The organism is Psychrobacter sp. Ps1 (assembly GCF_022129425.1).
Classification (GTDB): domain Bacteria; phylum Pseudomonadota; class Gammaproteobacteria; order Pseudomonadales; family Moraxellaceae; genus Psychrobacter.
The window spans coordinates 1-5647 of sequence record NZ_JADQAN010000044.1 but is presented as its reverse complement, the minus strand read 5'-3'; the positions used below and the strand labels follow the sequence as shown (position 1 = coordinate 5647).

At 38.6% G+C, this 5647-nt stretch carries 3 protein-coding genes; 2 read left to right on the top strand and 1 reads right to left on the bottom strand.

The genetic code is table 11. The features are described from left to right. Positions 1 to 101: 101 nt before the first annotated feature. Positions 102 to 1898, bottom strand: a complete 1797-nt coding sequence (locus I3249_RS12855) for an acyltransferase family protein (RefSeq protein WP_238070218.1) — start codon at positions 1896 to 1898, stop codon at positions 102 to 104. A gap of 259 nt (positions 1899 to 2157) precedes the next feature. On the opposite strand from I3249_RS12855, the gene I3249_RS12850 reads away from it, so the two are divergent. Together I3249_RS12850 and I3249_RS12845 are read left to right on the top strand one after the other, a co-directional pair. Then, positions 2158 to 4323: a MobA/MobL family protein gene (locus I3249_RS12850; RefSeq protein WP_238070217.1), complete on the top strand. Its 2166-nt coding sequence runs from the start codon at positions 2158 to 2160 to the stop codon at positions 4321 to 4323. A gap of 251 nt (positions 4324 to 4574) precedes the next feature. Next, positions 4575 to 5528 carry a RepB family plasmid replication initiator protein gene (locus I3249_RS12845; RefSeq protein ID WP_238070216.1) on the top strand — a complete coding sequence of 318 codons (954 nt, stop codon included), beginning with the start codon at positions 4575 to 4577 and terminating at the stop codon, positions 5526 to 5528. Positions 5529 to 5647 lie beyond the last annotated feature (119 nt).

The window sequence follows — 5647 nt, the reverse complement described above, 5'->3', positions numbered from 1 at the left end:
TGGTTTGATTATTATCGTCAAGCTGCGTAACTAAAATCTCCCAAGTTTAATTCTACGGGATTGACGGCAGGGGTCAAGGTGCTCATATACGGAGCCATAATTTAGTCTGATAAAATCTTATCAAACACACCTTTAATTTGTTCACTACCAGTAATTGTTAAGTGATGCCTATCAAAATAGAATGGCTTTCCATCACTAGAAGCGTATTTGCAATCCTGATTACAAAAATAATCAACGATAGGAATCGCTAGGAAATTATCTTTTTTAATTGCTCTAACAAAATTGATTTGAGGAGCGTTTCTACTTAGATAGTCTGTTTTAGTTTGCTTCTCAGTCGTATAGTTTTCTTTGTGGATAGCATCATACATAGCTACTGGAACACTCTCTTCCCATTCAGGAACAGGCTCAATAAAGTACACTTTAATCCCAGCCGTCTGAGATTTTTCAATGACCTCATCAATAGTCTCGTTAGATATGGATGAGCCTTTAAAATGGAGTACTATCTTATCCACTCCTTTGCTTATAGCTTCATCAACCACTCCCTTAGCACTAATGTCACCTTTCATTAATGGGGTATTAGAAACCATAAAAAGTAATTTAGACTGGTGTGCTTCCGATTCGTTAACGAAGCTTGTCTTGATAGAGTCACTATGACTATTCCCAACCAGCAGCAATGTTTGCTTAGGTTCGTCGATTTCAGAAGTTAAGTCACAAGATATAGCACGTGGTTCCAAAACTCTTATTAGCTTTCCACAACGATATGTACTTCTGTCTGAAAAAGCGTCAAAGATAAGCTGATCCTCTTGTGAATAAAAACTATTTTGAATGATTGGTAATATCATAGCTAGTAAAACCAAACTTACTGAAGACCCTACAATGAGTTTAGTAACACTAACTTTAAGTCTCTTATGTTCGAAAAAATAATATAGTGCTGCTGAAGTTAAAACCATTAGAACTACTATAATTACACCATCCATGAGAGTGGGAATGGATAAATTTGTTCCAGAAAATGGTTTTGACAAGTAGATTACTATAATAGGGAAGTGAGCTAAGTAAATAGAATATGAGTACTTGCCAATACGCTCTAACACCCTAGAAATAATTGATTTTTCGATTAAAGAAGGTATTCCAAATATCAAAACAGATGCTGTAGCAAGAGTGACAAGTAAGGCGAATAATCCAGGATGTCCATCAATTGCGCTTAGAGCTTCACCATTTACAGAAAACAATGGAATGATAAATACTATAATTAGTCCGATCAGACCTAGCCATCTATAATTAGTAAGCTTTACATTACCTTGATTTGTAAAATAATACGCAGCTCCATACCCTATTAAAAACTCCCATAGTCTAAAAGGCAGCATGAAAAATGATGTTTTAGGAGATATTCCAACCACCACAAAACATGAGACTAAGCTCCCAACTAATATTAGTAAGAACATAAACTTATTCTTACTAAATACCCAGTAAAGCAAAGGAACGATGAGATAAAACTGCATCTCAACACCCAAAGACCATAAGTGCAGAAGAGGGTTGAAATCAGTAGTACTAAAGTAAGAGTTCTGAGCCCAGAAACCGAGATTAGAAGCAAAGGCAATAGCATACTTGGCTTGGCTACTTACCTGCGTTGTTTCGTTTGGAGTAGTTAGTAGGTAAGCAAATATAAGAGTAACAAATATGGTGGCATAATAAGCTGGCAGTAGACGCTTAGCCCTTCTTAAATAAAATTTAGGTATATCATTCTTATCGTATAAGACAGCCATTAAAAAGCCACTAATAACAAAGAAAACATCTACACCTAAAAAACCACTTTTTATAGAGCTAAAACCAAGGTGAAACAGTACAACAAGTACTACCGCTACCCCTCGAAGAACTTGTATGTCTGCTCTATAATTCATAGATAATGCTCAATAATTTGAAGAGTGGTATGGAAAAACTTTGGCCATTGTAATATACCAGTAGGGTTTATTCACTATTATCTCCTAGAGAGTCAGAGCTTTAATTTATTGTTAATCTATTTCCATACTCAATGGTTGTCTCTCTCTGACTAAGAGCGCAGTTTCGAGAAATGACATAAACCGTACTTCGTGTGGTATTATTTCATTGTCTCAAACCGCGTTGGGGAAACCCCAAACACCAAAAACCCGAGGTGCAAAAATGGCGATATTCAGAGCCGAAACCAAATCGATGAGTCGTGGACAAGGGCATAATTTAGCGGCGGCGATCTCATATCGTGCCGGTATAAAACTTACCGATAACAACAAACTAAATCCCGACGCTAGGTCTTACGATTACACCAAAAAAACCGATGTGGTTCACAGCCAGATAATGCTTCCTAACCAGTTGCGTGAGCAGTTGGAAGCGCGTGGCATCGAGTTGGACTTTCAGAGTATCGCTGATTTGGTTGAGATTGGAGAAACCACCAAGCGCGGTAAGATGAAAAACAGTGCGCGTCTTGCACGTGAATGGGTGTTGTGCGGTGTGCCTGAGCTGTCACGCGCTGAGAATATAGAGCTGTTTGAGCAATTTGCTCAGCAGCAGAGCGAAGAACAAGGCGTTCTCAGCATGGTTTTTGTCCATGATCCCACCGCAGGTGACGATATGGCAAACATCAAAGCGGCAGCGAAGCATAAAGATATGGCTGCTCCTGATCCGCGAAACATTCACGCCCACATACTGCTATTAACCCGAAAGCTAGATGTATCAAAGGATAACAAGCTATCACTAGGGGGAAAATCAGATAGTGAAGTCTCTAACGATGAGCGTACACGCCCAGTCGTACCAAAAGAACTCATTGGTGAAGTCGATCCTAAGACAAAGGAAAGAATACAAAAGGGGCGCGGATTATGTTCAAACAGTGAATGGCTCAAAAACACCCGTAAACAATGGGCAGATATTCTTAATGAACGACTGGCACAGAAAGGCGTTCAGCCTGTTACCCATAAGAGTTATAAGGATCTAGGGCTAACATTCAAACCGACCCAACACCTAGGAAAAGACGCGAGTATCTTAGAGCGTATGGGCATACAAACAGAAATAGGAATACATAATGAGTCAGTCAGCAGATACAACCACAACCAAATTAGGCTTGCAGCAGACCGCCTTGCTTTTAAAGCAGAACCAAGAATTGATGACAGTAAACGATGGATTGACTCAATCAATAGCGGAGATGTTCGAGCACAACACCGAATTGAGAGAAGTAAACGACAACTTGATAGCGGAAAACAAGACGTTGAAAGAGCAGTTGCAGCAGGCACAGAAACTAGCAGAGTCGCTGAAAAAAACTCAAGATACGCTGAGTGGGCAATTAAACGAACTGGACAAATCGACCAGATCATTAGCGGTAGCGAACAGCCAGCAACAAACATTACTGAACAAGAAAGACAAGTTGATAGCCTCATTGCAAAACACACTAGAACAACAGCCTCAATCAGCCCCAGTCCCTTCGATGACAACGCACGACGAGCAAGAGCTATTAAACTTGCTGAAGAACAAGAACGATTTGATACAGCAGCAACAAGCTACGATAGAAGAACGAAATACTACAGTGGAAGAATTGAGAATGTTAATAAACAACTTAGACATATAAGACTGGGTTATGCACAGAAATTATTAGATCGTCATAAAGAAGATAATAGACTTAGACCTGGTTGGCGCGAAAGCTCAGACGACTACCCCAACAAGTATGACTATCGTCAAAGCGACTTACTTGATGCTTTTGCTGAGAAATTTACGTTAAATAAAGCCAGTGGCGAAGACCATCGTGATTATATTAGAAGACTAAGCGATACGTTTGATTCTCCCTTCTTCACAGAGAACAAGCCGATCATGGACTTACTACGTGACCCGAAGGCAGAGCGTGACCAGTACGATGCTATCAAAATCCACTATGACACTTTCATCAAAAACCTAGATGAGCAGCGTAAAACTATTGATGATAAGAAAAAATATGCTTTAGGTGATGTTGGACAAGTCAGTAGGATGACCGCTGAGAGCGTATCAGCACCTAGTTATATTAACGCATTAGATAATTACATCAACAACGAGGCAACAGCAGATCAGAATAAAGCTTTAGCAATCGAGCATAGAGCCGATACGATTAATCGGACTTGTCAGCAATTTAAGCATGGGATGATTGGTCTAAGTAGTATCCGAGAAGCTGATAAGCGTCAAAGGCACTCAGAGGCTCTACAACAGTCCTTAGATAGCTTTACGACCAGTTATGGCAAAGAACTGTCTAAGGATGAACAGAAGGCTATAAACGTTGGTTTGAGTGCTACTAAACAACCAGTTCAATCTAATACTATGAGGTTTAGACGCTAGCATTAATGGCCTTTCTTTTGCTTTTTCTTTAGTTAATTAAAACAAAAATATATTTTTTACTTTTAAATACTTTTAAATACTTTTAGACACGCTGTAAGCCTTGCTGTTAAAGGATTACAGCGTCTATAAAGCTACAACCATCATAGATAAAGCTACGTTAGTCATAGATAAAGCTACGTTAGTCATAATTAGAAGCTACAACTATCATAGATTATGCTACAATAATTTTATTGTAGCATAATGAGGTTTTTATGAGTTCTTTAATTGATTCATATGAAAAAAAATACCCTGAAAATTGGGTTGTCATGCAAAACAGAATTGAACAATGTTTTCATAAGATGACATTAGATGAGAAGCGACTACTTATACTTGCTAGTCCAACAGTTAGAATGATTGATGCGTCTGAAAAAGATGCAATTGAAATTACAGCTGAGCAATTTGCTAACGAATGTGGCATTAAGGTTAGTTCGGCATATAAGCAACTGGAAGTAGCTAGTAAAAACCTATTAAATCGTTCGTTTTCTTATATAAATGAACGAGGGAAACGTGTTGGCGTCACTTGGGTAATCAGGGCGGTATATGAGGATGGATACATTTCAGTGTGCTTTCCTGATGAAGTGCTAATCATGCTTAAAGCATTCGACGCATCAAATCCTTTTACTAAGTACAAAAAGGAAAATGTCTTACTGTTAAAAGGTGAGTATTCAATAGATCTATATCATATAGCGAAAAAATACGAAGGTATGAGTACTTTTCAGATGACATTAGAAGACTATAAACTAGAGCTAGGTTTGCCAAAATCTTATAACCGTATAAACAACTTAAAAGCTCGTGCATTAGAGCCAGCGATTGATGAGATTAATGAAAAGACAGATATAAATATCACTTATGAGAACATCAAACGAGGTCGTACGGTCACTGGTTTGAAGTTTACTGTGAAGCCTAAAGCTAAGCCTAAAAAAGCTTTAGAAGAAAAACGTGATCCACACACAGCTGATATGTTTACTGTAGAAGGGCTTAATGATAAACAGCTGGGACGTATCGTTCGAAACCCTGCTTTTATAGCGGAATACAATCACTTAGTAACACCTACTAGCCCAGCTGGACAAACAGCGCAGGGGTGGGAGTTTGAGATGATTAACCGTCTTAAGAAAGACACTTCTGATTTCAAAAAGCGCCCTATTAGGGATTATCTTGAGTATTAATTTTTATGTTGTCAAAGCACCTATTAAACAAGTATTTAATAGGTGAGCTATGCTGAAGAAACCGTACAAGTAAACTTGGTAAACTAACGACTCAACGAGGAGTTTACCATGACCAAGAA

Bases quoted from the DNA above. Each gene is read 5' to 3' on its own strand.
- I3249_RS12855 (WP_238070218.1), bottom strand. From the start codon at position 1,898: ATGAATTATAGAGCAGACATACAAGTTCTTCGAGGGGTAGCGGTAGTA.
- I3249_RS12850 (WP_238070217.1), top strand. From the start codon at position 2,158: ATGGCGATATTCAGAGCCGAAACCAAATCGATGAGTCGTGGACAAGGG.
- I3249_RS12845 (WP_238070216.1), top strand. From the start codon at position 4,575: ATGAGTTCTTTAATTGATTCATATGAAAAAAAATACCCTGAAAATTGG.